Origin of the sequence: Brevibacillus sp. FSL K6-0770, assembly GCF_038000275.1 — a bacterium.
In the GTDB taxonomy this organism is placed as follows: Bacteria; Bacillota; Bacilli; order Brevibacillales; family Brevibacillaceae; genus Brevibacillus; species Brevibacillus parabrevis.
This window is the reverse complement of sequence record NZ_JBBOBQ010000001.1, coordinates 2,660,416-2,684,873: the sequence shown is the minus strand read 5'-3', so window position 1 is coordinate 2,684,873 and position 24,458 is coordinate 2,660,416. Positions and strand designations below refer to the sequence as shown.

Annotated in this window: 21 protein-coding genes; 6 read left to right on the top strand and 15 right to left on the bottom strand. The window is 54.1% G+C overall.

What is annotated here, in order from left to right:
• Position 1 precedes the first annotated feature (1 nt).
• The 3 genes from pcp to NST23_RS13185 all read right to left on the bottom strand — a co-directional run bounded on the left by pcp (position 2) and on the right by NST23_RS13185 (position 2,612).
• Positions 2 to 649 (bottom strand): pyroglutamyl-peptidase I, encoded by a 648-nt coding sequence (gene pcp, locus NST23_RS13195; protein WP_173595897.1) that lies wholly within the window; start codon positions 647 to 649, stop codon positions 2 to 4.
• Positions 650 to 680: 31 nt separating this feature from the next.
• Positions 681 to 1,454, bottom strand: coding sequence for an IclR family transcriptional regulator (locus NST23_RS13190; RefSeq protein WP_173595896.1), 774 nt, complete (start codon positions 1,452 to 1,454; stop codon positions 681 to 683).
• Positions 1,455 to 1,727: 273 nt separating this feature from the next.
• On the bottom strand, positions 1,728 to 2,612 hold the full coding sequence (locus NST23_RS13185; protein WP_122963648.1) for a YitT family protein: 885 nt from the start codon (positions 2,610 to 2,612) through the stop codon (positions 1,728 to 1,730).
• A gap of 291 nt (positions 2,613 to 2,903) precedes the next feature.
• Here NST23_RS13185 and NST23_RS13180 point away from each other — a divergent pair, with 291 nt between their 5' ends.
• From NST23_RS13180 to NST23_RS13165, 4 genes are all read left to right on the top strand, one after another.
• A complete protein-coding gene (locus NST23_RS13180; protein WP_173595894.1) occupies positions 2,904 to 3,947 on the top strand; it encodes a DUF4855 domain-containing protein in 1,044 nt (347 codons plus the stop codon).
• A gap of 77 nt (positions 3,948 to 4,024) precedes the next feature.
• Positions 4,025 to 5,629, top strand: coding sequence for an SWIM zinc finger family protein (locus NST23_RS13175; RefSeq protein ID WP_173595893.1), 1,605 nt, complete (start codon positions 4,025 to 4,027; stop codon positions 5,627 to 5,629).
• A complete protein-coding gene (locus NST23_RS13170) occupies positions 5,626 to 8,493 on the top strand; it encodes a DEAD/DEAH box helicase (protein ID WP_122963407.1) in 2,868 nt (955 codons plus the stop codon). Before NST23_RS13175 ends, NST23_RS13170 begins: the two co-directional genes overlap by 4 nt.
• A gap of 2 nt (positions 8,494 to 8,495) precedes the next feature.
• Positions 8,496 to 8,633 carry a hypothetical protein gene (locus NST23_RS13165; RefSeq protein ID WP_167470250.1) on the top strand — a complete coding sequence of 46 codons (138 nt, stop codon included), beginning with the start codon at positions 8,496 to 8,498 and terminating at the stop codon, positions 8,631 to 8,633.
• 66 nt (positions 8,634 to 8,699) lie between these two features.
• Here the strand turns inward: NST23_RS13165 and NST23_RS13160 are convergent, their stop codons facing one another.
• The 4 genes from NST23_RS13160 to NST23_RS13145 form a co-directional block, all read right to left on the bottom strand.
• Positions 8,700 to 10,952 carry an EAL domain-containing protein gene (locus tag NST23_RS13160; protein WP_122963408.1) on the bottom strand — a complete coding sequence of 751 codons (2,253 nt, stop codon included), beginning with the start codon at positions 10,950 to 10,952 and terminating at the stop codon, positions 8,700 to 8,702.
• Positions 10,953 to 11,136: 184 nt separating this feature from the next.
• The gene (locus NST23_RS13155; RefSeq protein WP_122963409.1) at positions 11,137 to 11,922 is read right to left on the bottom strand and encodes an IucA/IucC family C-terminal-domain containing protein; all 786 of its coding nucleotides are present in this window, start codon (positions 11,920 to 11,922) and stop codon (positions 11,137 to 11,139) included.
• Between the two features lie 91 nt (positions 11,923 to 12,013).
• On the bottom strand, positions 12,014 to 13,762 hold the full coding sequence (locus NST23_RS13150; RefSeq protein WP_122963410.1) for an ABC transporter ATP-binding protein: 1,749 nt from the start codon (positions 13,760 to 13,762) through the stop codon (positions 12,014 to 12,016).
• 197 nt (positions 13,763 to 13,959) lie between these two features.
• A complete protein-coding gene (locus NST23_RS13145) occupies positions 13,960 to 14,709 on the bottom strand; it encodes a YheC/YheD family protein (RefSeq protein ID WP_173598729.1) in 750 nt (249 codons plus the stop codon).
• Positions 14,710 to 15,123: 414 nt separating this feature from the next.
• Here NST23_RS13145 and NST23_RS13140 point away from each other — a divergent pair, with 414 nt between their 5' ends.
• Both NST23_RS13140 and NST23_RS13135 read left to right on the top strand, forming a co-directional pair.
• Positions 15,124 to 16,578 (top strand): SulP family inorganic anion transporter, encoded by a 1,455-nt coding sequence (locus tag NST23_RS13140; RefSeq protein WP_217021807.1) that lies wholly within the window; start codon positions 15,124 to 15,126, stop codon positions 16,576 to 16,578.
• 226 nt (positions 16,579 to 16,804) lie between these two features.
• Positions 16,805 to 18,034, top strand: a complete 1,230-nt coding sequence (locus tag NST23_RS13135) for an MFS transporter (RefSeq protein ID WP_173595888.1) — start codon at positions 16,805 to 16,807, stop codon at positions 18,032 to 18,034.
• A 153-nt stretch (positions 18,035 to 18,187) separates the two neighbouring features.
• Here NST23_RS13135 and NST23_RS13130 read toward each other — a convergent pair whose 3' ends face one another.
• The 8 genes from NST23_RS13130 to eutC all read right to left on the bottom strand — a co-directional run bounded on the left by NST23_RS13130 (position 18,188) and on the right by eutC (position 24,445).
• Positions 18,188 to 18,814, bottom strand: a complete 627-nt coding sequence (locus NST23_RS13130; protein WP_122963414.1) for a LysE family translocator — start codon at positions 18,812 to 18,814, stop codon at positions 18,188 to 18,190.
• 96 nt (positions 18,815 to 18,910) lie between these two features.
• On the bottom strand, positions 18,911 to 20,248 hold the full coding sequence (locus tag NST23_RS13125) for a HAMP domain-containing sensor histidine kinase (protein ID WP_340963803.1): 1,338 nt from the start codon (positions 20,246 to 20,248) through the stop codon (positions 18,911 to 18,913).
• Between the two features lie 7 nt (positions 20,249 to 20,255).
• Positions 20,256 to 20,945, bottom strand: a complete 690-nt coding sequence (locus NST23_RS13120; RefSeq protein WP_122963416.1) for a response regulator transcription factor — start codon at positions 20,943 to 20,945, stop codon at positions 20,256 to 20,258.
• 23 nt (positions 20,946 to 20,968) lie between these two features.
• Positions 20,969 to 21,571, bottom strand: a complete 603-nt coding sequence (locus tag NST23_RS13115; RefSeq protein WP_122963417.1) for a TVP38/TMEM64 family protein — start codon at positions 21,569 to 21,571, stop codon at positions 20,969 to 20,971.
• 131 nt (positions 21,572 to 21,702) lie between these two features.
• Positions 21,703 to 22,194: a GyrI-like domain-containing protein gene (locus NST23_RS13110; RefSeq protein ID WP_173595886.1), complete on the bottom strand. Its 492-nt coding sequence runs from the start codon at positions 22,192 to 22,194 to the stop codon at positions 21,703 to 21,705.
• Positions 22,195 to 22,268: 74 nt separating this feature from the next.
• The gene (locus NST23_RS13105) at positions 22,269 to 23,213 is read right to left on the bottom strand and encodes a helix-turn-helix transcriptional regulator (protein ID WP_122963419.1); all 945 of its coding nucleotides are present in this window, start codon (positions 23,211 to 23,213) and stop codon (positions 22,269 to 22,271) included.
• A 112-nt stretch (positions 23,214 to 23,325) separates the two neighbouring features.
• Entirely contained in the window at positions 23,326 to 23,535 is a 210-nt protein-coding gene (locus NST23_RS13100) for a hypothetical protein (RefSeq protein WP_122963420.1), read from the bottom strand.
• Between the two features lie 76 nt (positions 23,536 to 23,611).
• The gene (gene eutC / locus NST23_RS13095; RefSeq protein WP_122963421.1) at positions 23,612 to 24,445 is read right to left on the bottom strand and encodes an ethanolamine ammonia-lyase subunit EutC; all 834 of its coding nucleotides are present in this window, start codon (positions 24,443 to 24,445) and stop codon (positions 23,612 to 23,614) included.
• Positions 24,446 to 24,458: the final 13 nt, after the last annotated feature.

Genomic DNA, 24,458 nt, shown 5'->3' with positions numbered 1-24,458 from the left:
GTCAGCTGATTTGTCCGCCGCCCTCCACGATGTCGCGTTCGTGATTCACAGCCGTTTCGATGGCAATCTGCAAACCGTTGACAATCGTCTCTACCGACATGCTCGGCTGCCCCGGATGCTTGGCCGCTTGTTCAGGCAAATACGGAATATGGACAAAGCCTCCGCGAACAGCCGGATATTCTTTGTCCAAGGCGTGCATCAGCCCGTAAAACAGATGATTGCAGACAAACGTGCCCGCTGTTTGCGACACGGAGGCAGGTATCCCTTTTGCCCGCATTTCTTTGACGATAGCTTTGATCGGCAAACTCGACCAATAGGCGACAGGGCCGTCTTCCACGATTGGCGTGTCGATCGGCTGCTTGCCCGCGTTGTCCGGGATTCGCGCATCGTCTACGTTGATCGCTACCCGCTCGATGCTAATATCCGCACGTCCGCCAGCCTGTCCGATGCAAAAAACGAGATCGGGCGAAATCTCGCGGATCGCTTGCAAAAGCAGTTCGACCGATTTGCCGAACACCGTCGGGAGCTGCCTTGCCACGATGCGGTACTCCCCAGCTTCCACCTCAGCCAGCCGTTTCACCGACTCCCAGGCCGGATTGATCGCCTCCCCGCCAAACGGGTCAAATCCTGTGACCAAAATCGTTTTCATTTCGCTTCTCTCCCTTTTTTCTAAAAGTAGATTACTCATTCCCGTTTGCCCGCCGATAGCCAAGCGCCGTCGAGATCCGCTCCGCCGCATTCGTCAGGTGAGCAACCAGTTCAGGCAGCCGCGCCTGCGAGAACCGCTCCTGTGGCCCGGCAATACTGATGCCCGCACAAATCCGGCCGAGATGGTCAAAAATCGGTGCAGCAATCGCTACCGTATCGTTTTCCAGCTCGGAATGGCTGATCGTAAACCCTTTGGCCCGAGACTCAGCCAGCAGACGGCGCAGCTCGTCCTTGTCCGTAATCGTCCCGCGACCGATTGGCTGCAAATCCACCTCTTGCAAATAGCGTTCGCGCTCCTGCTCCGCCAAAAAAGCAAGGATGATTCGCGAACACGCCCCCGCGTACAAAGGCGCCCGTCTCCCGATCTTCGTATACAGCCGCACCGGATGCGGAGTATCGAGCTTTTCCACATAGATCGCCTCGTCGCCATCCCGCATGATCAGGTGGACCGCTTCCTCTACCTCGTCGCGCAGGACACTCATCACGGGCAAAGCGAGTTGCCGGATATCCAGCCGCTCCGCCACCAGTTGTCCGAACTGCAAAAACAGCAGCCCCAACGCATACTTGCCATCTTCTCCCCGCTGCAAAAAACCCATCGCTTCCAGTGACCCTGCCATGCGGTGAACAGACGTTTTTGGCATTTGCGCGTACGCGATCATTTCATTCAGGCTAAGTCGCTCGTGCTCGATGAACAATTGGAGCAGCTCCATCGACTTCACAACCGTCTTGTTTTGGTGTTGGTTCATAAAAAGCTCCCGTTTGTCGCGAATTTTGTTCCGAATTTCGGAACATCAGTTTCATTTTTGTTATCTCCATCATAATTTTCTGTCTGCCAAAAATCAATTGCTGCTTTTCGAGTTTTCAGAAAAATAAGCACTTCCTTTTGCCACATTAGAAAACGTGGCTGCGTCAAGCCTTTGGCGCAGCCTTAGTTGCACTTATACTGGATAAGAATCTTGTAAATTCTTATCTGCACGCAAAAAAAGCAAGCTGTTCGCTTGCCGTAACACTTCCCGCTGTTAGTGAATATTCTTTTTCTTGAACCGTCCGCCTGATACATCGTGAATATGTCCAATTGCGAGAAAGGCAGAAGTGTCGATCTCCTCGACGATCGACTTCAGCTTCGCTTCCTCCAGTCGCGTGATCACACAGAAAATGACTTTTTTATCGTCGCCGGAATAGCCGCCCTCGCCGCGCAAATACGTAATGCCTCTTCCCAGCCTGGCTGACAAGGCATCGCCGATCTCGTCAGGAAAGTCGCTGATGATCCAGACCGACCTCGATTGCTCCAGTCCGACCATCGTCAAGTCAATCATTTTATAAGCGATGTAGTAGGCAATCAGCGAGTACATCGCCCGATCCCAGCCAAAAATGAAGCCTGCGCTGCCGAGAATAAAAATATTGAAAAACATCACGACCTCGCCGACCGAAAAAGGACTTTTCCGCGTCAGCAAAATGGCGACGATTTCAGTGCCATCCAGCGAACCGCCTGCACGAATCACCAGTCCGACGCCAATCCCGATGATGATTCCGCCGAACACCGCAGACAACAGCAAGTCGTCGGTCAGGCTTGGGACATGGTGCAAAAAATTCGTGCCCAACGACATGACCGCGACGCCAAACAGCGTGGAGATCGCGAACGTTTTTCCGATCTGCTTGTAGCCGATCAACAAAAACGGCAAGTTGAGCAGAAAGAGGAAAACCCCGAGCTTGATCCCGGTCAGGTGCGACATCATGATCGACAGACCCGTCACGCCGCCGTCGATAATATTGTTCGGCACGAGAAAAATTTCCAGTCCGACTGCAACCATCAGCGCCCCGATCACAATGGCGAGCGCCCGGGTGACAATCCTTCGTTTTTTCGCCCGCCTGTGGGTAATCGGACTCGTTTTTGCCGCTTCCATGAAAATCATCCTTACCCGTTTTTTTCTTTCTGCATCAGCTTTCCCCGGTTGGCAAAAAAATAGCCAGCCGTTTTTCCTGGCTGGCTGGCGAATCCGCCCTTGTTTTCCTGCCAAAATACGGGCTATCCCCAAAACGCGATCAAAATAATGCCGACGGTAATCACAGACGACATCGTCAGTCGCCACACCCATCCCGCCAAAAAATGAAGCTTCTTTTCGCAAATGGAGGTACATACGTGTTAGCGAAGGTTTCTTTTCGCCATGAATCCGAGGAAAAAGAGGTGTTGCATCATGGCCCCCTACCCTTCGCTGCGAAACAGCCCGATCGATCAACTTTTCCTCACGTATACTGGCTACAGCATCGGCACGGACGGAACGCCGCACTATCAGTTTTGGGAGTGTACCGACTTTCTTCCTCTGCTGTTTCACACGGACCCGGCAACCGGGCTGACAGATGGTGTCATGTTCACCGATTTTCTCTTTTTGGCTCTCGGCATTTTGAACCAGTCGGGAGAAGGACGCTTTTTGGCGCGACATGACAAGGCACCCGCCAACTGGAACGAATGGCTGCGCTATATGGATGAGCTGTTTTTGTGCGACCGGAACCTGGATGCCTTGTGCCAGGCGGTGCGCTGTTCGCCGTTGTCGCGCACGAATGTGTGGATTGCGCTGCCTTACCCGAATCCGCAAGTTTTCGGTGACGACGAGTGCCGCATCCAGGCTGTCGTCGACTGGATGTGCCTGTTTCTTGAGCGCTGGGCGACAAAGCCGTGGCAAGATTGCCTATGCCTGAGAGGTTTTTACTGGCTTCAGGAAAGCTTGTACTTCCAAGGGCCAGAGTACGACGATCGGCGGGTGATTCAGGCTGTCAACGCGGCGATCCACAGCTGCAAAATGGCTGGGCAACCGCTCCGCAGCATCTGGATTCCGTACCAGCAGGCGGCTGGCTGGAACGAATGGTCACAGCTCGGCTTCGACCTCGCCTTTTTGCAGCCCAATGCTTACTTCAATCCGAAAAAAAGTCTGGATGCGGCGGCGGTTGCCAGCTACGACCAGCAAATGGGCGTCGAAATCGAATTTGACCTCGGCGTGACTTATGATCAGGACAAACGGGCGCGACTGCTGGAATATTTGCGGGCCGGAGCTGCTGGCGGAACAGATCGGCAAGGCCAAAGCTACGGGCCGTTCCAATACGACTCGCCGCTCGCCTGGTACACGGGCGGCTGGTTTTTTGGCAAAAACGGGCGCAAACAGGCAATGGTCAGCCTGTACCAATCGGGCGATCCGCTTTATGAGCAGCTTTTCTACTTTTTAAATGGAATGACGCCACCGTAAATACGCTTGTTTTTTCCATTCACCCGACTTTTGCGTTATAATGGAGGGATGACACTTCGTTCGGAGGATCAAAGCAGATGTTGCAAAGAGAGTTGACACGGGAACAGGCGATAGCTGTTGCAGAGCAAGTCCTGCAACATGTGGAAGGCACGATTATCGAGCGTGGGTATTCGTACTTTTCCGATGGGGTTGTTTTCAATACGCGCGTCGAGAATAACCGCACACTATGCAGCGATGTGCAAGGATCACAAGTGTACCATGTGCGCCTCGATTTGGAGGAAGTGCAAGGCAGCTCCTGTACCTGCCCCTACACCCGTCTTTGCAAGCACATCGCGGCGACTTTTTTTCAAATGTATAGCGTCTTTGAAAACCCGCGCCATTTTTTGGGCAAAGCCCAGCAGCCACGCCGGGCGACATTTTCACCTGCCATGCTCATCCCGAACTATCGGCCAGCGGTCAGCCCGCCGCAAGGAAACGAGACCGCTCCTGTGCAATCAGGGCTTACCGCAGCCAGTTCCGTTCACGACTGGTGGGCCTTTTTCGAGAGCTGGACGCGCAATTTGTTATCGGCGATGGAATCGTTCCGCGCTTCCTCCGAGATTTTTTCCAGCTACCAAAACGTGTTGTCCGTGACCGCTGGCTGGCCGACCGAACGCGCCCAACTGTTCCACATCCACGCCAATTTGTTTCACCTGCAAAAATTGCAGCAATACGTCCAAACGTATCGGCAATCCCACTGGTACCCGGATCTCGCCCAAACCGCGGAACGATTGCTGGAGCAATTGGAGGGCGCGATCTATTTCTCCGATCGGCAGGCTTTGTGGAGCAAACATCGGCTTGCGCTGGAAGAGACGCTCACGATCATCCGCCGTTGGAAGGAAAACGACCTCTCCTCGCTTTATTGGGTGTACGCCTATCGCCTGGTCTGGTGGTCGCTGCTTGACGCCCCCGAGTGGATCGAGCAGGAGAAAGCGGAGCTTGACGAGACGATCGCTTCGCCTAATACGTCAGAGGCGGTGCTGGAAAAAGCCCGCTTGCTTCGCGCCCACTTTTCCGTGATGGATCGGCAGGACGATCTCGCCTTGGCGGCCTGGATGCCCATGCGTCGCCTGCCCCTGGCTTTTTATTTGCCGTACATGAAAGCTTTTGCCCGCGAAGCGCAGTGGCAACGTTTCCTGGACTGGACAACAGCCCTTACCGGACGGATCGGCCAGGCAGAAGCGCAGCAGTACCGCTTTGTGCTCACGGTCTGGCGGGAAGCGATGAAACAGGTCGGTCGAGAAGCCGAGTGCGGAGCGATGCTGAAAACGTTTTTGCCCAGCAGCTATCCCGAATACGCGCTCTATTTGTATGAGGAAAAGCAGTTCAAGTCATGGATCGACTTGCAGATGTCTTTTCGGGTCCCTTTTGCCGATCTCTCGGCTGTCCAGTTGAAAGAGATCGAGGAAGCCGATCCCGCTCTGTTGTATCCGTACTATGTGCGTGAAGTGAATCGGCTGATTCGCGAGCGCAATCGCACGGCTTACAAAGAAGCGATCAAACTGTTGAAAAGAGGGCGCGCCACTTACGCCAAGGCAGATCAGGAGGCCGACTGGGAACGCTTCGTGGACAGACTGTCTGCCAAGCACAACCGCCTGCGGGCTTTCCAGGAGGAGCTAAGGAGAGGAAATCTGAATCTATGAACACGGTTACAACCATGGTGCTAACAGCGGAGCTTTTGGCAGACGGCCGTTTTCTCATCGCCGGATGCGATCAAGAAGGTCAGGCAATCGATCCGGAGGAGGTTGCGGCAGCGCTTTTTGCCTGGGATGAATCATCCTACTACGGCACATTTGTGGAAAAAAACGAGCAAGGCTTGCTGCTCAGTCCGCTGGAGGCCCTGTCCTTTTTTTCCGATCCGCCATGGCTCTTGCACGGGAGTTACTCTGTGGACGAGCGTTTTGCGGAGTACCGCGATGCGGCTGTCACACTGACGCATACGCTTGCCGCCGGTGCCATCCTCCCCGATTTTGCCGAATGGAAACGGGGGCGGTTTGGCTGGAAAGCGGAGCCTGCTCCTTCGACGCTCCCCTCCTACGGCGACAGGTGGCTCTCGCACGTCCTCGAAGAATTGGTCGATGCGCCTGGAGAAGTCGGTCGTGCCTGGGATCAGCTTGTCGCCCATTTTCCCGCTCTGTTGGTTGCGGGCGACGAGCTTTCCGTCCATTTGCAAGAAGGAGAATGGCTGCAATCGATCGGCTGGCTCCCGGATGTGACGCCGTTTCGCACTTGTTTGCAAATTATCGAGCCTGCCCATTCGGAAAGCGACTGGCTGCTGCAAATTTACTTGCAGGACCGGGAAGAACCGGATCGGCTGTTCGTGATCGAGCCTCATTTGTTGGGGGCGGCTACTGCGCAAATGGCGAAAATCCCGCTGGAATGGAAAGAGCATTGGCGGCGCCTGCAGAGCGATCTGGAAAAATGCCGCGAGATTTTTCCTTGGCAACGATCCGGTGCAGGTGAACGGACTGAACTGCGCACCCAGCTCACGAATGAGGAGGCGTGGATTTTTCTTACCTCTTGCAGCCTGCAACTCGTGCAAGCGGGCATTCACGTCTTTTTGCCCGCCTGGTGGGAGCAAGTACGCCGGGTCAAACCAAAGCTCAAGGCAAAAGTTTCCTCGTCTGTCGGTGCGAGCAGACAGTCTTTTCTCGGCATCTCCCAAGTCATGGACTTCGAATGGAAGCTCGCCCTCGGGCCTGTCGAGCTGAGCGAAGAAGAGTTTGCCCAACTGATTCGCCAAAAGCAACGGCTGCTGAAAATAAGAGGGCATTGGGTTCAGCTCACGCCCGATCTGTTTGCTGAGCTTCAGCAAGCGTTGCAAAAAACGAACGCCAAAAACGGCCTGACCTTGCGCGACGTGATGAGCATGCATCTCACCACCAATACCGAGGTCGAGGAATCGCCTGACGACCACGATCCGGATGAACCGTACCCGCTCACCGTGGAAATCCAGCTCAATGCCCATCTGCTGGAGCTGATGCACCGTTTGCAGGAGACGAAGCGCATCCCGATTTTGCCCCAGCCGGACGCTTTTCACGGGACGCTGCGCAACTATCAGTTGGAAGGAAGCTCGTGGCTGTTGTTTTTGCGGCAATTCGGCTTGGGAGCGTGTCTCGCTGACGACATGGGGCTGGGAAAAACGGTGCAGTTCATTACGTACTTGCTGCACGTAAAGGCTTCCGGCGCGAGCCAGTCGCCTTCGCTGCTCATCTGTCCGACGTCGGTCATCGGCAATTGGCAGAAGGAATTGCAGCGGTTTGCCCCTTCGTTGAAAGTGTTCATTCACTATGGGAACAATCGTCCCAAAAAAGCAGAGTTCGAGCCTGCCATCGCGGGGGCCGATCTGGTTATCACGTCCTATGCCCTCTCCCATCTCGACGAACAGGAGCTGTCCACGATCACCTGGAGTACGATTTGTCTGGACGAGGCGCAAAACATCAAAAACGCCTACACGAAGCAGGCATCCGCCGTCAGGGACTTGAAGGCGTGGCACCGCATCGCGCTGACGGGAACGCCGATCGAAAATCGATTGAGCGAGCTTTGGTCGATCTTTGATTTCCTCAATCCCGGCTATTTGGGCAGTCTGAGCGAATTTACGCACCGCTTTGTGCAGCCGATTGAGCGCGACCGCGATCAGCAGCTGATTCAGACCGTGCAGCGGCTCATTCAGCCGTTTTTGCTGCGCCGGGCCAAGACCGATCCAGCCATCCAGCTTGATCTGCCGGAGAAAAACGAGAGCAAGGAATACGTTCCGTTGACCGCCGAGCAAGGTGCGCTCTATGAAACAGCGATTCAGGAAATGTTTTCGCGGATGGAAAACGTCTCCGCCATGGAACGGCGCGGTCTGATTCTCACGACATTGACCCGGTTGAAGCAGCTGTGCGACCATCCCGCGCTGATCTTGAACGAGATCACGACTGCAGATGAAGCAAGCCGCTCCCACAAGCTCGAAAGACTTCTGGAGTTGATCGAGGAAATTCGGCAAAAAAACGAGCGCTGCCTGATCTTCACGCAGTATATCGAAATGGGCAATTTGCTCCAGCGCGTGTTGACGCGCGAAGGCTACGGTCCGGTGTTCTTTTTGAACGGGGCGACCAAAAAGGAAAAGCGCGACGAGATGATCACCCGCTTCCAGGATACGTCCCTGCCCGATGAGGAACGCGGCGCTATCTTTATTCTTTCGCTGCGCGCGGGCGGCACAGGGTTGAACCTGACCGAAGCCAACCACGTCATTCACGTCGACCGCTGGTGGAATCCGGCTGTGGAAAACCAGGCTACCGACCGGGCGCACCGGATCGGGCAACGCCGCAATGTCCAAGTGTACAAGTTCATTTCACTCGGCACCATCGAAGAGCGGATTGATGAAATGATGGAGCGGAAGCTGTCGCTCAGCCAGCAAATCGTCAGCAGCAGCCAGGAAGCGTGGATCACAGAGCTGTCTACGGCTGAGCTGCGCGAGCTGTTCGCCCTGCGCCACGATTGGAACGATACGAAAGGACTGTGACCATGAACTCTCCAGATGAAGAAAAAACTTCTGTTCCCGTGTCCTCTGACCAGCAAAAGGCAGACTTGCCCGACGTCTGGAAACGGTTTTTGCAGACGATCCAGACCCGGTTTGCCGAGCAAAAGCGCCCTCGTCCATGACAATGCGCAAAAGGTCCGACCTGCCAGCCTGGCGTTCGGACCTTTTGCTTTTTCAGTCTATTCGCTTCAAGCCGTATCCGGCGGCCGATTCAAAGGGAAGTACACTTCAACCGTCGTACCTTTGTTGGGCGTGCTGGAAAAATGAATGTACCCGTCGTGATACTGAATAATTTTATAAGTAATCATTAGGCCAAGCCCTGTCCCCTTTTCTTTTGTACTGTAAAAAGGCTCACCCAGCCGCTGCAATCTCTCTTCCGACATGCCGCAGCCTTTGTCCACAATCCGAATCAAGATGTGCTCGTGCTCTGTCCGCAAAGCCTTGATCCGAATCGGGCCTCCATCTGGCATGGACTCTACGGCATTGGACAGCAGATTGATGAAGACTTGCCTGATTTGGCTTTGATCGCCCCACAGACGTATCCCCTCCACCTCTTCCACATCCAGCAGCAGTTGATGGTTCGGTGCCTCTTCCTGGACCATCCGGGCAACGCCGCGCAACAAGTTTGCGATGGACAGCGCTTCAAACTGATGCGATCTTTTCTGGGTCAAAAACACAAACTCGCGCAAAATGCTTTCCAATTGGTGAAACTCCGCGAGCATGATATCGAAATATTCATTCTTCCATTGATCACGTCGCAACAGCTGGACGAAACCTTTGATCGAGGTAACCGGATTTCTGATTTCGTGCGCTACTCCTGCGGCCAGCTGACCAACGACCGTCAGCTTGTCCATTTTGCGCAAAAACTCCTCCGCTTGCACCTGGGCTGTACTGTTGCGAATGATGAAAACGACTTGCGACACTTCTCCTTGCTCGCTCTGGACAGGCGTTCCTTTTGCCTCCAAAATGAGCTTGCTGCCATTTTTATGCTGGCAGGAGAACGTAATCAGCCGCGGCAGCTTCCACTCCATAATTTCCTGAAACGTCTGCCAAACCCGTTTCAACTGTTCGGCTGGCAATAAGTTTTGCAGGTTTTGATGCAGGAGAACTTCCGGAGCTACCTCCAGCACGGCGCGAACGGACGGCGACACGTATGTAACATATCCGTGGCAATCGATGACCACGATCATATCCGATATGTTTTCCGCTATCAGACGGTACTTGGCTTCGCTTACCCGCTTTGCTTCTTCTGCTTTTTTCAGTTCGGTGATGTCGACACAGGAGGCAATCACTTCCTTCACACGGCCATCGCGAAAAATCGGCCGCATGGCTGCCAGATAGCAGACGCCATTGACGACACCTTCGTATGTGACATGTTCTTCGCCACTCCATGCCCGCTCGTAATACATCGTCTTGCGCAGAGCCTCCTGCATCGGTAAAATATCGCGCAACTCGCTGCCTACCACTTGCTCTGGCGTCAAGCCGATGCGATAGATCAATTCTCCGGCGCAAAACGTGTGGATGAACGTCGCGTCCTGTTTGCGAAACGTAAATGTCATTCCTTGCTGATTGCGCATCACCTCTCGCAAGTAGACGAAAGGCTCGCCCCGCTCCTTGTGTGCATGCACGGCCAGGTCAAGCATGGCTTTTCCTTGTTCTCGCATTCGCACTTCCAGCTCGTCGGCCGAAAGCGGTTCACAAAAATAATGACCTTGTGCGAGATCGCAATCCAGTTTCAGCAAAAGCTCCACTTGCTCGCGATGCTCTACGCCATCGACTGTCGCCTGGATATCCATGGCTCGTGCGACCGCCAAAAGCGATTTGACCGCCATCTCCTGAGCAGAATCTGTCGTCGCTTGCTGGATCAGGGAGGAATCTATTTTCAACTTATCCAAAGGCATGCGCGAGATAACCGAGATAGAGCTGGCGCCTCTCCCAAAGTGGTCCAGACTTACCTGGACGCCAAGCTGCTTCAGTTGGGAAAGCACCATCATCCTCTCCCCATGCGTCTTTGCCTCTTCCGTAATTTCCAGTTCCAGATAGCGGGCAGGCAATTGACAATCGCGGAGAATCGCCTGGACGGTGTCCGCCAGTCCGACAGACTCAAAAGCATGCGCGGACAAATTAACCGCTATGACCAACGGCCCAAAACCGGCATCAATCCACTGCTTGCACTGCTCGCACGCTGCCCGCAAGACCCATTCTTCCAGCAGATGCACCACTCCGCTCCTTTTGGCAAGCCCAAGCAATGCTTTCGGCGACAAAAATCCCCGCTTTGGGTGGTGCCATTGGACAAGCGCCTCCACCCCCCTCATTCCTCCCGTTCTCAAATCGAAAAAAGGCTGGTAATGGAGCGTGAGCTTGCGGTTCACAATCGCTTGATACAAGTCTTCATCACTCTGCTTCTGCTCATCCTGGTCCATTGTTTGAATACGAACCACTTCCCTCCTATTGGTTAGTCATCAAGCACGATCAGCCATTTCAAGCTTTGCAATTCCGAACTATTCTGACTCTTTCTCTCTTTCTACTTTATAGGAAGAATGCATACCCTGTCCAGATATCCGCAACAACGACAAACACCCTCTCACAAGAAGAGGGTGCTTTTTGCCATGCTCTTTCGCTTGCTCAAGCTTGCAAGGCCGCTTGTCTGCGAACGGCGCGCGCGTCTTCCTTCAGCCGCGGACACGTATAGCAATATTGTCCTTCACCGGTCTGATAGTACAAACAGCATTGATTTTTCAGGCGTACCTTCTTGCTCGGATCGCGCATGTCTTCCACCCAACGCACTTTTACGTCGAACGGATTTTTGTCCAGACCGAAGCACGCTCCTTCGAGCTGCCGACAGAGCGAGTCGTAGTCATCACGCAAATGCTGCCGGACGCGCTCGTCTTGACTCTGCTCGACGAAGTAATCCAGATAGTAATTGAATCTGGTCGGCAACTGACCCCAGATCAGCTTTTCCGGGTTATCCGTAGCCTTGGCAAGCGACTGGATCAACGGTCGCAAACTATGCTGGTAAAACGCGCGGTATTGCTGATCCAGCCAAGCTGCACGCCCGGTTTCCGGTGCCTCGACTTTGTTCCATTCGTCTACGACAAAGGAAAACTGGGCATAGTCATCTGCAACGTAAAGCTGCACAGTCAGTTGATCGAGCGACAGGTGGAGCGAAACGTTCCACACCGACTGCATGTACTGCAATCCGAGCGCCACGCCGCCCAGCCAGCCCCCGATGTACGTGCCGACAGGTTTGCTGTCGTTGGCCTTGATGAGCGGAGCATACAGGCTGACCAGCTGATCCATGTTTTCCGGCTTCACCAGGTCGCTCGCTTTCATGGAAAGCAGCGTATCCGCTCTCAGCTCTGACGTCAGGCGAAAATGCTCTGCTAAAAAATGTTCGTTCCAGCTTAACAAGCATGATCTTCCTTTCTTTTTTCGGTTGGGGAAAACGGCAAGGGTGACACCCATGAAGGTGCCCTCTTCACCGCAGTACACGAAAAATGGCTTATCTGGAAAAAGCGCTCTGCGTCTGCTCCAGGTACGAACCGAACTGCGCGTGGTACAACCGGCTGTAAATGCCGTCCTGGGCCAGCAGCTGCTCATGGTTCCCCTGCTCTGTGATGCCTTGCTCTGTCACGACAACGATGCGATCGGCATTTTTGATCGTCGCCAAGCGGTGGGCAATCACCAGTGTCGTCCGGCCTTGCGACAATTCCGCAAGCGATTGCTGGATCGCTGCTTCCGTCTCCGTGTCCAGCGCCGAGGTCGCTTCGTCCAGGATGAGAATCGGCGGGTTTTTCAAGAACATGCGGGCAATCGCGAGCCGTTGTTTTTGCCCCCCGGACAGCTTCACGCCGCGCTCGCCGATAACAGTATCCAAACCAGTCGGCTGCGAGCGGATAAAATCTTCCAGCTTGGCTCGCCGTGCTGCCTGCCAAATCTCTTCTTCCGATGCCTGCTGCTTGCCGTAGGCGATATTTTCCCGGATCGTGCCAGAGAACAAGAACACGTCCTGCTGTACGATCCCGATCTGGCTGCGCAGCGAAGCCAATGTCATTTTGCGGATATCCAGCCCGTCGATCGTAATGCTGCCATCCTGCACCTCGTAAAAACGCGGCAGCAAGCTGCACAATGTCGTCTTCCCAGCGCCGGACGGGCCGACAAAAGCTACCGTTTCCCCTGCGCGAATCTGCAAATCGATCTTTTGCAACACATTCGCTTCGTGCTCGTAACCGAACGAAACACCCTTGTATTCGATATCGCCCGCAAGTGCCTCGACCTTGACGGCATCGGGAGCATCGGCAATATCAGGCGCCGTATCCATGATTTCTATGTAACGCTTGAAACCGGCAATGCCTTTCGGGTAACTTTCGATGATCGCGTTGATTTTCTCCAACGGGCGGAAAAAGACGTTGGTCAACAGCAAAAACGCGACAAACTCCCCGTAGGAGAGCGAACCTTCGATGACGAACCAGCTTCCGCAAATCAGCACGAACAAAATGACCAGACGCATCAAAATGTAGCTGACCGAAGCGTTTTGCGCCATGATTTTGTAGGACAACAGCTTGGTCAGGCGAAAGCGCAGGTTGTTTTCCGCAAAGCGCTCCTTTTCAAAGCTTTCGTTGGCGAATGCCTGAATCACGCGCATACCGCCCACATTGTCTTCGACGCGGGCATTGAAATCAGCCATGTCGCCATACAAGCGGTGGAAAGCTTTCGTCATTTTGCGGTTGAAGTACACGACAAAAAACGTCATGATGGGGATCACCACAAACGTAAGCAACGCCATTTCTTCATTGATGCTGAACATCAAAATAAAGGCTCCAACCAGCGTCATGATTGCAATGAACAAGTCCTCCGGCCCGTGGTGGGCAACCTCGCCAATTTCCATCAAGTCATTGGTCAGGCGAGACAACAGATGTCCTGTCTTCGTATTGTCGAAAAAGCGGAAGGACAGCTTCTGGATATGGTCATACAACTGTTTGCGCATATCCGTCTCGATGTTTATGCCTAGCATGTGCCCCCAATACGTCACGACGTAGTTCATCCCGGCATTGATTGCGTACAGGACGAGCAGCCCGAGACAGGCCCACATGATCAGCTCCCAGTCTTTGCTTGGCAAAAGCTGATCGACAACCATGTTCACAGCAAGCGGAAATCCCAGCTCCAGAAGAGCGACGAAAATCGCGCACGTAAAATCGAGCACAAACAATCCGCGATAAGGCCGGTAATAAGAAAAAAATCTGCGAAGCATCGCAGCCACTCCTCTCTCGTTGACAAGCTACATAAACACAGCTCCCCAATGTTTTTGAAAATCATTTTCATTATAGCTGGATTTCTTTTGAAGATCGATCAGGAATTTGCCAGTGATTTGCTGAAAGTGCAGTTTGCCAGGTGGGCTTGTCTGCTTTGGAAAAGCAAAAGACCGGACGGCCTTTTGCGCTCGCTGTCTCATTTCTTCCTGTTTCGATAGGCGCGTGCCAATCGTCTTATATTGCGATAAGGCGCTTTGTCCTTCAAGCGCAAAAACAGGACATGCGAAGGAACCTCATGATTCACTTCGATCAAATAAATTCGCCCTGAACGATCCACGGCGAAGTCGATGCCCAGCTCAGAGCGGCGCTTGAACTGGTTAAAATGTGCGCTGATCTCGTATCCAAGCTGGATCAGCCGCTTCGTGACACGCTCGATTTGTGCTTTGGACAGTGTCGGAGCCAGAGCCGTGCTGACTTTCAACGCATAACCGCCCCCGCGGCGCACATTCGTAATGATGCTGTCCTTCCCTGCCACTTTTGCCAGCATCGCGGCAAATTCCCACTTCCCGGCGGCATTGCGCATCATCATGACCCGGATATCAAACCGTCTGCCGTGTACTTTGGCGAGCGGAATGGTTTTTTGGATAATATGCCGGGTGCTGCCGCTTTTTAGGCGAACCTTTTTGTACAGCTGATCAATCGAGCTGGCGTGCTTTTGGGAACCCTTTTCTTTCACGAATGTGTAGCGGCCCTTTTCCTTCCACGCCTTGATTACGCCCCTGCCCATGTGCTCGTTGTCCGGCTTGATGAATACGGAGGAATAACGGGACATGTAATCACGCAGCGTTTTGCGGCTGAATATCGCAGTGGGCGGCAAATACCTTCTCAAACTTGCGGAACGGGAGTAATAGTTGTGCAATGCCCACTTGGAGGAGTGAAACGGCATAAGCGTTAATCCCCTTTCCTGTGCAAAGTAGCCTTGCCAGTGTCTCTTTTGCCAATATATCTTTCCGGCGGCAAAGCGGCACGGCACTTCGCCAAAGACGGGACGATCGCCCCTATCCAAAGAAAGCCCGAAAAAGCATCCGCTTCGAACAAGAAGAAACGGCCAACCATTTCGAGCCGTTTCGTTTCTGGCCATTGTACGCTTTCCCGGTTGGACGCGAGCTTCCTTCTGCTAGGCGCGACAGATCGCGATAAGCAGGAACCCCTCCGGCTGCTTCTGCTGCCCTTGTCTGCACCTGAACAAAAAAGGCTGGATATCGTGAGGGGTTTTTCTTATAATAGTGACTTGTGAAAAACGGCCCCGACTTTTCTGAAAGGGGAAAGTCACCATACTGAACAGAAAAGAGGTACCGTTTTGAATCTTACCCAATGGAAACTGGACTGGTTCGCAAACGTCCGCGCTGACGTGCTGGCTGGCGTTACCGTCGCGCTCGCTTTGATTCCCGAAGCGATTGCCTTCTCGATTATTGCCGGGGTCGATCCGATGGTCGGCTTGTACGCGTCTTTTTGCATTGCCGTGACGATTGCGTTTGTCGGGGGGCGTCCCGGGATGATCTCGGCTGCGACTGGTGCCATGGCCCTGCTGATGATTACGCTCGTCAAGGAACACGGGATCGAGTATTTGTTTGCAGCCACTATCCTGACCGGACTTTTGCAAATCGTATTCGGCGCCTGTAAAATCGGTCGCCTGATGACTTTTGTCCCGCACACCGTTGTGATCGGGTTTGTCAACGCGCTTGCGATTCTCATTTTCATGGCGCAACTGCCGCATTTTGTCGGGGCATCGTGGACGATGTACGCCATGCTGGCAGGGACGCTCGCGATTATTTACTTGTTGCCGCGCCTGACCAAAGCAGTACCGTCTGCTCTCGTCGCGATTGTCTTCATGACTGCCCTGACCATCCTCTGTGGACTGGATATGCGCACAGTCGGCGACATGGGCGAGATCACGCGCCAGCTCCCGCTGTTTCACGCCCCTGTGGTGCCTCTCGACATGGAAACGCTTTTGATCATTTTGCCGTATTCGCTTCCGCTCGCACTGGTCGGGATTTTGGAATCGCTCATGACTGCGGCGATTCTCGATGAGATGACGGATACGCGCAGCGATAAAAACAAGGAAGTCAAAGGGCAAGGAATCGCCAACATTGTCACCGGATTTTTCGGCGGGATGGCGGGTTGTGCCATGATCGGCCAGTCTGTGATCAACGTCAAATCTGGCGGGCGAGGCCGCTTGTCCACATTGGTAGCCGGCGTGTTTCTGCTGTTTTTGATTCTCGTCTTGGGCGATGTCGTGAAACAAATCCCGATGGCCGCGCTCGTCGGCGTCATGGTGATGGTTTCCATCGGCACTTTCAACTGGAAGTCTGTGCTCGACCTGCGAAAAATGCCGCTCGGCGATGCTGTCGTCATGGTCGCAACGGTTCTCGTCGTCGTAGCCACACACGATTTGGCAAAAGGCGTCCTCTCTGGCGTCGTGCTCAGCGCCCTGATTTTTGGCTGGAAAATGGCCCGGCTGCATTCCACTTCGTACAAGAGTGAGCTGGGCGAAAAAGTGTACGTCATTTCCGGACAATTGTTCTTCGGCACGATGACGCATTTTATCGAGCAATTTGATTTTCAGGATGATCCAGGGCAAATTGTCATCGATTTTTCCCGCTCGCATATCTGGGATATGTCAGCTGTAACCGCCATCTCCAAGGTCGTCGCCAAATACCGCGAGCTGGATAAATTCGTCGTGATCACAGGTTTGAACGAAGAAAGCAAACAGCTCGTGGATCAGCTCGGAATCAGCGTTCCGGCTGGACATTAACCACCGACAGCCCCCTCTTTTTGCAGGCAAAAGCGCACAGCTCGCTTGCGAAAAGAGGGGTTTTTTATGCGACTTTTTCATGCTTGTCGAACGTCAAGGTTTTTTGCTTATTTCAATTTTGCAATAGTCCGATCACAATTCTTGATTGGTCAGTACGGAAAACCAGTGCTAGAATGATCAATATTAAATTCCCCTGCTTCTATGCGGCAAAGGTTGTGACAGAAAGATGGAATTTTCATGGAAGCGCAATTTGTTTGTACTATGGGTCGGCGTCTTTTTTTGCAGCACGGCCTACTCGATCTCCATACCATTCTTGCCCATCTTCCTCCATACATCTTTGGGTGTTCACGAGCATTTGGAAGCCTGGTCTGGTATCTCGTTCGGCATTACGTTTTTGGCCAGCGCCCTGATCTCGCCGTACTGGGGCTCGCTGGCAGACAAATACGGGCGAAAACCGATGTTGATCCGTTCCGGTTTTAGCCTGGCTTTGCTGTATTTCCTGACTTACTTTATTACAGATCCTTACCTTTTCCTGGTACTGCGTGTGTTTCAGGGCCTTCTGGCTGGATATGTTCCGGCAGCAATTGCCCTTGTAGCCACCAATACTCCGGAAAAAAACGTCGGATACGCGCTCGGCGTCATGGCTACCTCCGGCGCAACAGGCGGGATTGTCGGGCCGCTGGTCGGCGGAGTCGTCAGCCATGCGTGGGGCAATGCGGAAGCGTTCCTCTTCTCCGGCTGCGTGGTGCTCGTAGCGGCGCTCATCGCTACCTTCCTCGTCAAGGAGACGAATATGAACCGCTCAGGCAGCCGTTCCAATGTGCGGGAAGATTTGCGCTCGGCCATCGCCAACCGCTCGCTGATGACGATTCTCGGGCTTAGCCTGATGGTGACGATCTCCGTCATGCTGCTGGAGCCGCTGTTGACGGTGTACGTCTTGCAGCTTGGCGCATCGCAGCAGGAAGCATCGCTCAGCGCCGGAATCATTTTCGCCGCGGTCGGAATCGCTACCGTCATTGCTGCGCCGCAGTGGGGTAAGCTCGGCGGCAAAGTCGGCTACACGAAAATTTTGTTCATCGGCTTGCTTGGCGGCGCGGTCGGCAACCTGTTGCAGTTTTTCTTCACCAGTCTGTCCGGCTTCGGGATTTTGCGCTTCGCGTACGGCTTGTTTTTTGCCGCGGTGTACCCTTCGATCAACGCGATGATTGTCAAGGTGACCGACCCTGAGTTCCGCGGCAGAGCGTTCAGTTTGAACCAATCCGTCAACCAGCTGGCGACCATGCTCGGCCCTGTGCTGGGCGGCGTGCTCGGCGGAATCATCCCGATCCGCTACGTGTTCATCATCAACGGGGTCGCTTTGCTCGCTACGGCTATCGTCATTCGCACGAAAAGGCCGGGCCAGCTCGGAAAGCAAGCGGCACAGCAGTCCTCCGACCCGCAGCTTGCAGCCAAATAGCGCAAAAAACTCCCTTCCGCTTTCGTCCGGCGAGATTGTCCGGTGTTAGCAGGAGGGAGTTTTTCGTGCTTTTTCATGCTGTCGCACTGTGCAGTTGCCTTGCCAGCAGCTGTGATGGCTCTAGCGACCGCGAACATGCGGCTGCGGCCAACCTCACTTTTGTTGCAGAGCTACTTTCAAGCCAAGCAAAATGTAGACGGAGCCGATGATTTTTCCGCTCCAACGGCCGAGCCAGGAGATGCGCTTGACCAAGTGCCCCAGCGGACGAACCGACAGGGCGATCAGCGTCGTGTAAAAAAATCCGAGAATCGCAAAAATCAGTCCCAGGATCAAAAACTGCACCACAGATGCTCCCCGCTCGGGATGGACGAACTGCGGCAAAAACGCGAGGAAAAACAGGGCTGTCTTCGGGTTCAGCAGCTCAGCCACGATTGCTTGCATATACGCCTTGCCCGGCGGCAAAGGCGACACTTTCGGCAGCTGCGGATCGCTCGGCTTTTCCATGATCGCCTTGATGCCCAAATAGACGAGGTACACAGCCCCGGCGATTTTCACGATGTTGAACGCCCATGCCGATGTCATCAAGATCGCCGACAAACCGACCGCGGCAAAAATCGTGTGAATGAAATCGCCCGTCGCGATCCCGAGTCCCGCCATGATGCCCGCCCGACGGCCGCCCTGAACAGTCCGTGTAGCCGTCAGCAGCACCGCAGGGCCGGGAATTAAAAAAAGGCCGATCACGACCGCCAAAAACGTGCTCATTGTCGCCAGATCAAACAAACAGCTCCCCTCCTCTTTCTCTCTCGTTGTCTATGGATGCTCTCATTATATCGCGCCGCGAGATTCGTGGCGACAGGATCATGTGCTTACAACCGTCTAGCGCACCGGAAACAGCAGCGTAAACACAGTCCCTGCACCGAGACTGCTTTCCACCGTAATCGTCCCGCCGTGCGCCTCCATGATCCCTTTGGCAATCGTCAGCCCCAGACCGGCTCCTCCCCGCTCTCGCGCACGTGAGCGATCTCCCCGGTAAAACCGTTCAAAGACGTGCGGCAGATCAGCCGGAGCGATTCCAGAGCCGTTGTCCCGTACGTCCAGCCTGACGGAATCCGCTGATTTTGCAATCGTCACGGCTATGCGGCCGTTCGGCGCTGTATGCTTGCAAGCGTTCGTCAACAGGTTGGTGATGACTTGCGCGATTCGTTGCCTGTCGCCCGTAATCCACGCGTCCTGTCCGCCTTCCAGTTGAAACTGAATCGCGGAACGGGCAAAAGCGACATGCATCGCTTCGCTGACTTCCTCCACGATGGCCCGCAGCAAGACTGGTTCGCGGCGGATCGGCAACGCTCCCGCTTCTACCTGAATCACCTGATCCAAATCGTTCACCAGCCGAATCAACCGCAAAACTTCCGCGCGCGTACGCTCCAGATGCTTCGGGCTCGCTTCCCAAATTCCGTCGATCATCCCTTCCGTTTGCGCAAGCAGCGTATTGAGCGGAGTGCGCAGCTCGTGGGCGATGTCCGAAGTAAGCCTTTTGCGCAGCTCTTCCTGCTCGTTCAGACTCGCCACCAAATGGTTGAACGCCAGCACGAGGGAAGCCATCTCGTCTTTTTGTTCAGGCGCAGGCACGCGAACCTGCAAGTTCCCTTTCGCTACTTGCTGCGCGGCCGCGCTCACCTGCTCAACCGGACGGACCATGGAGCGAGCCAGCGGGATACAGAGCAGCACAACGAGCACGAGCAGGACTGCCGTCGTCCAAATCGCCGTATTTTTATGAGCCCATTGGAAATGTCCTTCCAGCGCCTTGTACGCATTTTGATCTTTGTGGCTGATGCCGATGCGCCCCACAACTGTCTGCTTGTCATCGTACAGCGTAATCGATTGGGTCGCACGGTCGAAGTCCGCTCCGGCACCCGTGACTTGCCCCCATTCCCCCAGCTTGCTTCCCTGCGGATCGTACAGGACGAGATGCAAGCCCAGCACAGAGGAGATCGCTTCCAGCTGCCAAAAGGCTTGCCTGTCCCAGCCTTTGCTGTCCCGGTAGGCTGTCAAAGCTGCCTGGACAAGCTCCTCGCTCTGTCGGCTCTTTACTTCATCCGTGTACATCAAAAAATGATCGTCCATCTCTTTGACGGCAAGCAGCGTCGTGATCAGGACGGCCCCCACGCCTACTGCCATGAAGGCGAGTGCCAGCTTCAGCCAAATCCGTTTCATCCGAACCTCATTTCTTCACCGGGACGTCAAACCGATAGCCCAGCCCGTATATCGTTTTAATGTAGACAGGCTGCTTCGGGTCGTCCTCGATTTTTTGCCGCAAATTTTTCACATGCGTGTCAATCGTGCGATCGTACCCTTCAAAATCGTAGCCAAGCACCTCGCGCACAAGCTCGTCCCTGCTCCACGTACGCCCAGGATGGCGAGCCAGCGTCGTGAGCAAGCGATACTCGTTCGGAGTGACGTCCAGCGCGATGTTGTTTTTGCGAATCGTTTTGTCGCGAATGGAAATGATGAGCTGCCCTGCCGCAAACTCATCGCTCAGGGCTGAATAATCGCCCGCTCGCCGCATGACAGCACGCACACGAGCAACCAGTTCGCGCGGACTGAACGGCTTGATCAAATAGTCGTCCGCACCGATCTCCAAGCCATGAATCCGGTCTGCCTCCTGACTTTTTGCGGTCAGCATCAAAATCGGGACGCGGGAATGCTTGCGAATCCGCCGACAAACCTCTTCCCCGCTGACATCGGGAAGCATCAAATCGAGAATGATGCAATCGACCGCAGCCGAATCGGCGATCTGAATCGCGGTTTCGCCTGTCATCGCGGTCAACACGTGGTAGCCGTCTTTTTGCAAATACGATGTTAAAATTTCCAGGATTTGCGTCTCGTCATCGACCAGCAAAATGGTTGACATGCCCTGTCCTCCTTTCCTCTCTTTTACGGCTGCTCAGATTGCCCGGTTTGCTCGGATTGCGCTGGTTTTCGCCGCCAGAAAAGCAGCAGGACAAGGGCGCCCGCCACGAGAGCAAGCAAAAGCCGCAGCTTGTTTTCCCCAAAGTAGATGAGATCGTGTCCGACGAACGTCTCAAACACCATCGAAGGCACTTTTCCGAGCAATGTCGCCAGAAGAAAGTCAGCGAACGACATATTCGTCATGGCTGCGCCGAGATTGATCACACCCGAGGGGATCAGCGGATTGAGCCGCAACAAAACGACAGCGAGTGTCTTCTTGCCTCTCGTCGCACCGTTGATAGCCGACACCCATTGGAATGACGCCAGTTTCTGTTTTTTGTCAGCTTTTTTGATCACATAGCGGTAGAAGAAAAAGGCGATCCCCGCACCCAGCACCTCCCCAGTCAAAGAGATGAAAAAACCGCCGTACAGGCCGAAGACAACCGCATTTGCCCCGGACAAAAAAATCGATGGCAGCACGCCTGCCACGCTAATCACGATATTCAGCGCGATGCTGCCGACGATCGCAAGCACGCCCCAGGAGCGAATCCATTCGGCCAAGCCTTCTATATTCATCAACCAATCCATCTACGCTTACAGACTCCTCTCACATGCTGTTCCTATAAGCGTATACGAAACTTGTGAAGAAATCATGGAAAAAAACAAACAATCGCTTCCGACGGGGGAAGCGACTGAGCGAAGAAACCATGTGCAAAAAACTACTCGTCGGCGATGCCGATGTAAATATCGATCTGCGCCTGATTCATGTCCGCGCAGCGCACGCCATCGTACAGCTCAAAGTCGGCGGCAAACGTCCGTGTTACACCCGGCTGCTGGGACCATTCCCATATATGCTTCCACGCTTCCGTGATCACTTCCACCGTCGGGCCGACTCTTGTCGTAAAGACGGCATACGTGGAAGCAGGAATCTCCTTCACAGTCAGTTCAGCAGGCAACGGCGCTTCTGCCTCGACTTCTTTTCCGACGAGCAGGGAGTAAGCCCCGTTCTCGTCGCTCTCGTAGTCAGCGTAGACGCCAAGCACGACAGCAGAGTCCTTTTGTCCTGGCGTACTCGCCGGATAGCCTTCCTGGTAATAGCGATTCCATAGCGCTCCAATTTTCGCGTTTGGCCCGCACTCCGCTTCATTGGTTGTCCGTATTTGCAGTCCTGCTACACGCATGTGGCCCAGTTTGACGATTTTGGGGTTCATATTGTTGCACGCTCCTGTCCGGAAAAAGTAGCTTACATCGTCCAGTATAACTGCCCTACCTTGACAACTGTTTGTCAACGTTCCGGCTCATCCCCATAAAATGCCGCTATTTTTTTGGCGCTATCCGCGATTCTTTGCCGGATGTGAGCTGGCTCCAGCACCTTCAGACTATCCCCGTAGCTGAGCAGCATGCCTGCCAGCCATTCATCGTCTGTCATCGTCGTGCGAACCGTCATTTTCCCATCAGGAGCCGTCTCGATCGATTGCGGATCAAACATGTCTCTTACCCGGACGTGAGCGCGCGGGGCAAATTGCAGAACCAGCGCGATTCGTTCCCCGCAATTCCACTGCTCTTCCCATTGCAGCTTTTCCAGCTGGCAATCACGGGCGGCAAACTCCTCCGGCAAAAGCGCCAGATCAGCGATGCGCGACAGCCGAAACAGCCGAAACTCTTGCTTGCTTTGGCAAAAGGCGTACACGTACCAGACGTAACCTTTGATGATCAGCCTCACTGGCTCGATGACCCGTTCGCTCGACTCGCCCTGCATCTTCGTATAGACGATTTTGACTCGCTTGCGGCACAGGATCGCCTCGCGCAAGCTGCTCACTTTTTGCTCGATGGCCGGAGTGCTGCCCCACGGATTGAAGTCGTACACCACCGGATGCTCCCCGCCCTGAAAGGCAGACGGAGCCGTTGCGAGCAATGCCTTGATTTTTTCCAGCAGTTGACCGATTTGCTTGTCGTCTGTGGAAGAATGCACGCCTTTCAAAGCAGCAATCACGGCAACCAGCTCGTCGGCCGAAAGGTATTGCCGATCGATCGTAAAGTTTTCCATGATTTCGTAGCCTCCGCTTGTGCCCGGATAGGCAACAATCGGGATGCCCGCCGCATTGATCGTCTCCAAATCACGGTATACGGTGCGCAGCGACACTTCAAAATGGTCGGCAAGCTCGCGAGCGCTCATTCGCCTTTTGTTCAGGAGCATCATGACGATCGCCAGCAATCGTTCTACTTTCAAATCTCGTTCCACCTTTTTTCGCTTCCAGAGGAGCCTATTTAAAAAGGAGAACCCGCAGCAAATTGCCCTGCTGCAAATTCTCCTTTGTTCGTTCTTTCGTTTGGAGGAAAAACTAGACACCCATACGTCTGCGCTGATTGTTTGGCTTCTTGGTCAGCTGGCTTTTCATCGATTGGTTTTTCGCTTTTTGGTTCACAGGACTGTTTGCTTGCGCCTGTGCCTGTTTCTTTTCCGCCAATTTGCGTTTCATCGCTTCCTGGAGACTGATTTTTCCCGGTTTTTCTTCTTTCGTTTCCAGTTCGTTTTGGTTTGGCTCGGTCATGCGTAGCAACTCCTCATAGAAATTGGTTATCTTCTATGTATTCTAGTGCAAGACCGGAGGATTCGCCAGTAGTAATCTAGCCGTTTTTGGCGCGAAGCTGCATATATTTTACGCCGCTCGCCTGATACTTCAAAATTTCCTCCAAAAGCTCTGCAAGATAAGCTCCTGCTTCAATCGGCAGAGTCCCGCCCCGGTGAATATTAGAAATAACCGTACGATCCGATTCTACCGTATTCGCATCCGGTTTGTAAATCATGTAAGCGCTGAGACTTTCTGCCGTCGCCAGCCCCGGTCTTTCCCCGATCAGGGAGATGACGACTTTGCAGCCGACGATTTTGGCGACCTGATCCTGAATCCAGACGCGGCCTTTGTTGATGAAGATCGGCTTGCCCACGCTGATGTTGCGCATCGCCAAGCCTTGTTGCAGAGCGGGCAGCAAATCGGGAATGGTCGCTTCGCAGGCAGACGTGCTAAGCCCGTCGGAAATGACGATCTGCACGTCTTTTCCTTTGTCGCCATGCTGTTCCAGCCACTTCGCCGATTCATCGGACAGCATCCGCCCCGAATCGAGGTTCATCAGGTACTCCTGCATGCTCGTCGCCCTGGAATGCAGCTCAGGAAGTTGCAGACGCGCAAGCCATTCCGGGCTGATTGCTTTCATCACCGCGTCATGTGCTGCCGCCTGGTCGATGCGGAACTGCAAGTAGCTGGTTGTCTTCATCCGCGTGCCTGTCCGGCCGATCCCGATCCGCGCCGGAGTTCTGTTCATCGCCCGCTCCAGCGCTTCCGCATTGTTCGGATTGTCTACCCCGCGCACTTTTTGCTCCGGGAAGTGAATGACTTCCTGCGTCTTTTTGGAAAGCTCATCCATGACCCGCTGGACAAGGTCATCCATGTTGATCTGTCTCATCGTGTTTGCCCTC